The 4,391-nt window shown below is 63.5% G+C and carries 5 protein-coding genes and 1 pseudogene; all 6 read left to right on the top strand.

The genetic code is table 11. The features are described from left to right. Positions 1-77: 77 nt before the first annotated feature. Positions 78-1,067, top strand: a complete 990-nt coding sequence (pdxA, locus tag HP547_RS15420) for a 4-hydroxythreonine-4-phosphate dehydrogenase PdxA (RefSeq protein WP_172286737.1) — start codon at positions 78-80, stop codon at positions 1,065-1,067. Next, a complete protein-coding gene (rsmA, locus tag HP547_RS15415; protein ID WP_172286736.1) occupies positions 1,064-1,867 on the top strand; it encodes a 16S rRNA (adenine(1518)-N(6)/adenine(1519)-N(6))-dimethyltransferase RsmA in 804 nt (267 codons plus the stop codon). The genes pdxA and rsmA overlap by 4 nt, the downstream gene beginning before the upstream one ends. 205 nt (positions 1,868-2,072) lie before the next feature. Further along, positions 2,073-2,453, top strand: coding sequence for a Co2+/Mg2+ efflux protein ApaG (gene apaG, locus HP547_RS15410; RefSeq protein ID WP_172230702.1), 381 nt, complete (start codon positions 2,073-2,075; stop codon positions 2,451-2,453). Next, positions 2,453-3,319, top strand: a complete 867-nt coding sequence (locus HP547_RS15405) for a symmetrical bis(5'-nucleosyl)-tetraphosphatase (protein WP_172286735.1) — start codon at positions 2,453-2,455, stop codon at positions 3,317-3,319. The genes apaG and HP547_RS15405 overlap by 1 nt, the downstream gene beginning before the upstream one ends. A gap of 15 nt (positions 3,320-3,334) precedes the next feature. Next, positions 3,335-3,664: a thiosulfate sulfurtransferase GlpE gene (glpE, locus tag HP547_RS15400; RefSeq protein ID WP_172230696.1), complete on the top strand. Its 330-nt coding sequence runs from the start codon at positions 3,335-3,337 to the stop codon at positions 3,662-3,664. 282 nt (positions 3,665-3,946) lie between these two features. Next, a pseudogene (locus tag HP547_RS15395) lies at positions 3,947-4,391 on the top strand (PrkA family serine protein kinase); the annotation flags it as partial.

Genomic DNA, 4,391 nt, shown 5'->3' with positions numbered 1-4,391 from the left:
CTGCAAACCTGGCTGCGCCAGATCCGCGACGAAGCCTACGTTGAAATCAAGCTGCCTGGCGCTGACCAGGCCGCCCAGTGAAGCCGCAGCGCTTCGCCGTCACCCCCGGAGAGCCAGCCGGCATAGGTCCCGACCTGTGCCTGCTGCTCGCCGCAGACGCCCAGCCCCACCCCCTGATCGCCATCACCAGCCGTGACCTGCTCGCCGAGCGGGCCACCCAGCTGGGGGTTGCGGTCAGCCTGCTGCCGGTAGCGCCGGGCCAATGGCCCGAGCAGCCAGCGCCTGCAGGTAGCCTGTACGTCTGGGACACCCCCCTTGCAGCCCCGGTAGTGCCAGGCCAGCTCGACCAGGCGAACGCGGCGTTCGTGCTGGAAACCCTGACCCGTGCCGGGCAAGGCTGTCTGGACGGGCATTTCGCCGGGATGATCACCGCCCCTGTGCACAAGGGGGTGATCAACGAGAGTGGCATCGCCTTCTCTGGGCATACCGAATTCCTCGCCGAGCTGACTCACACCGCGCAAGTGGTAATGATGCTGGCCACGCACGGCCTGCGCGTCGCCCTGGTGACCACGCACCTGCCGCTGCGCGACATCGCCGACGCCATCACCGCCGAGCGCGTCGAGCGTGTAACACGAATCCTGCATGCCGACATGCGCGACAAGTTCGGCATCGCCAACCCGCGCATCCTGGTGTGCGGCCTCAACCCGCACGCGGGCGAGGGCGGCCATCTGGGCCGCGAAGAAATCGACATCATCGAACCGACCCTGGCCCGCCTGCGCACCGAAGGCATGGACCTGCGCGGACCACTGCCGGCCGATACCCTGTTTACCCCCAAATATCTGGAGCACTGCGATGCAGTGCTGGCGATGTACCACGACCAGGGCCTGCCCGTACTCAAGTACAAAGGCTTTGGCGCTGCGGTCAACGTGACGCTGGGCCTGCCGATCATCCGTACCTCGGTTGACCACGGCACCGCCCTGGACCTTGCCGGCACCGGCAAGATCGACACCGGCAGCCTGCGCGTTGCGCTGGACACCGCCTACCAGATGGCCGAGAACCGACCATGAACGAGCAATACCAACACCGGGCGCGCAAGCGCTTCGGCCAGAACTTCCTGCACGACGCCGGTGTTATCGACCGTATCCTGCGCGCCATCAACGCCAAGGCCGGCGAACACTTGCTGGAAATCGGCCCGGGCCAGGGCGCCCTCACCGAAGGCCTGCTGGGCAGCGGTGCACAACTGGACGTTGTGGAACTGGACAAGGACCTGGTGCCGATCCTGCAGCACAAGTTCGCTGACCGCGGCAACTTCCGCCTGCACCAGGGCGACGCCCTGAAGTTCGACTTCAACCAGCTGGGCGTGCCAGCGCGCAGCCTGAAGGTGGTGGGCAACCTGCCCTACAACATCTCCACCCCGTTGATCTTCCACCTGCTCAGCCACGCCGGGCTGATCCGCGACATGCACTTCATGCTGCAGAAGGAAGTGGTAGAACGCATGGCCGCCGGCCCTGGCGGTGGTGACTGGGGGCGTTTGTCGATCATGGTGCAGTACCACTGCCGGGTCGAGCACCTGTTCAATGTTGGCCCTGGCGCCTTCAACCCGCCGCCGAAAGTGGACTCTGCGATTGTCCGCCTGGTACCGCACGAAGTGCTGCCGTATCCGGCCAAGGACCACCTGCTGCTGGAGCGCGTGGTGCGCGAGGCGTTCAACCAGCGCCGCAAGACCCTGCGCAACACCATGAAGGGCCTGCTCGACAGCGCAGCCATCGAGGCAGCTGGCGTGGACGGCAGCCTGCGCCCTGAGCAGCTGGACCTGGCAGCCTTCGTACGCCTGGCCGACCAGCTGGCTGATCAGCAGCAAGCCTGATCCAGCCTGTATCGGCCCTATCGCCGGCAAGCCAACTCCCACAGGGACACCACAGCACTTGAGACCTGTGCTTTACCTGTGAGAGCTGGCTTGCCGGCGATAGGGCCGGAACTGACAACACAAATCCCCAAGCCCACACCGCTGGCCCTCCCCCCTCTCAATGGCCTAGACTGCATTATTGCGTCAGTTCGCCCAAGGCCCCTGCATGACCGACCCCCGCTATCAGATCGACGTCAGCGTCGTGACCCGCTACCTGAAAGAACAATCCGACCCCGAGAACAGTCGTTTCGCTTTCGCCTACACCATTACCGTAAAAAACAGCGGCCTGGTCCAGGCCAAGCTGATGTCACGCCACTGGCTGATCACCAACGGTGACGGCGAGGTCGAAGAAGTACGCGGCGCCGGCGTCGTCGGCCAGCAACCCAGCATCGACCCAGGCCAGAGCCACACCTACAGCAGCGGTGCAGTGATCAGCACGCGCGTGGGTACGATGCAGGGCAGCTACCAGATGTTCGCCGAAGACGGCAAACGCTTCGACGCCCAGATCGCACCCTTCCGGCTGGCGGTGCCGGGGGCGCTGCACTGATGGCAACCTACGCCGTCGGTGATCTGCAGGGCTGCTTGCAGCCCCTCAAATGCCTGCTCGAACGCGTTCGCTTCAACCCGGCCGTCGACCGCCTGTGGCTGGTCGGCGACCTGGTCAACCGCGGCCCGGAATCGCTGGAAACCTTGCGCTTCCTGTATTCGATCCGCCAGTCACTGGTGTGCGTGCTCGGCAACCACGACTTGCACCTGCTGGCCGCCTGGCACAACGTCGAGCGCCTGAAAAAAAGCGACACCCTGCGCGAGATCATCGAAGCGCCGGATGCCGACCAGTTGTTCGACTGGCTGCGCCAGCAAAAGCTGCTGCATTACGACGAAGCCAGGGGCATCGCCATGGCCCACGCCGGCATCCCGCCTCAGTGGACGCTCGGCCAGGCCCTGAAGCTTGCTGAAGAGGTAGAGCAGGTGCTGCGCGATGATGGCCGCCTGAAGCTGTACCTTGACGGCATGTACGGCAACGAGCCGAACAGGTGGAGCAAGAACCTCAGCGGCATCGAGCGCCTGCGGGTCATCACCAACTACTTCACCCGCATGCGTTTCTGCACCGCCGAGGGCAAACTCGACCTCAAGAGCAAGGAAGGCGTGGGCACCGCCCCCAAAGGCTACAAGCCCTGGTTTGCGCACAAGGACCGCCGCTCTCGCCACGTGAAGATCATCTTCGGCCACTGGGCGGCGCTTGAAGGGCGCGTCGACGCGCCTGACGTCATCGCCCTGGACACCGGCTGCGTATGGGGCGGTGCAATGACCCTGTACAACATCGACAGCGGCGAGTACCACCACTGCGACTGCGCCGACGACGGCACCCTGCGTCAACCGGCCCAACCCACTACACTGAACGATCAGCCCTGAAGGAAAGCCCTACCCATGAGCGAATTCAAGCGCATCCCTCCCGAACAGGCCCTGGCCCTGCGCGCGCAAGGTGCGGTAGTCGTCGACATTCGCGACTCGCAGGCCTTTGCCGCCGGCCACATTGCCGGTGCCCGGCATCTTGATAACCATTCGGTCGCCGATTTCATCCGTAACGCCGACCTCGATGCCCCGACCCTCGTGGTGTGCTACCACGGCAACTCCAGCCAGAGCGCTGCTGCCTACCTGGTAGGCCAAGGTTTTTCCGACGTGTACAGCGTGGATGGCGGCTTTGAACTGTGGCGCGCCACCTACCCGGCCGAGACCGCCCAAGGCACCGCCGAATAATTTTTTCATTTCTACTGCAGCCCGCGCCCCGTGCGGGCTCGCGGCTTATCTGACGAACGGTCGTTCGCAACTTCTCCGCCCCTCGCCCTTGACCTTGCGGATAACCAACTACTCTTAAGCACAGGCCATCCAAAAAAGGGGAGAGCCGGTACACCGGCGTGCGGGTCATCGGTAGCGTTACAGGGTGTTCTGGGGGGTATACGGCAATCGGCAAACCCGGTTGCATGCCAGCATCAGCTGACTGATCCGGCGTCGTCTCCATGTATCGAGCGAGGTGACGTCATGAGTATTTTTAGCCACTTCCAACAACGTTTCGAGTCTACGCGCCAGGAAGAACTCTCGCTGCAAGAGTACCTCGAGCTGTGCAAAGGGGATCGCAGTGCCTACGCATCGGCGGCCGAACGGCTGTTGCTGGCCATAGGTGAGCCAGAACTGATCGACACCTCAACCAACTCCAGGCTGTCGCGAATCTTTTCCAACAAGGTGATCCGTCGCTATCCGGCCTTTGCCGACTTCCATGGCATGGAAGAGTGCATCGACCAGATCGTGTCGTACTTCCGCCATGCCGCCCAAGGCCTGGAAGAGAAGAAACAGATCCTCTATCTGTTGGGCCCGGTAGGCGGCGGCAAGTCGTCGCTGGCCGAGAAACTCAAGCAGCTGATGGAGAAAGTGCCGTTCTATGCCATCAAGGGCTCGCCGGTATTCGAATCGCCCTTGGGCTTGTTCA

Source organism: Pseudomonas sp. CM27 (assembly GCF_013179515.1).
In the GTDB taxonomy this organism is placed as follows: Bacteria; Pseudomonadota; Gammaproteobacteria; order Pseudomonadales; family Pseudomonadaceae; genus Aquipseudomonas.
The sequence above is the reverse complement of the archived record's forward strand: the minus strand, read 5'-3'. Positions and strand labels throughout refer to the sequence as shown.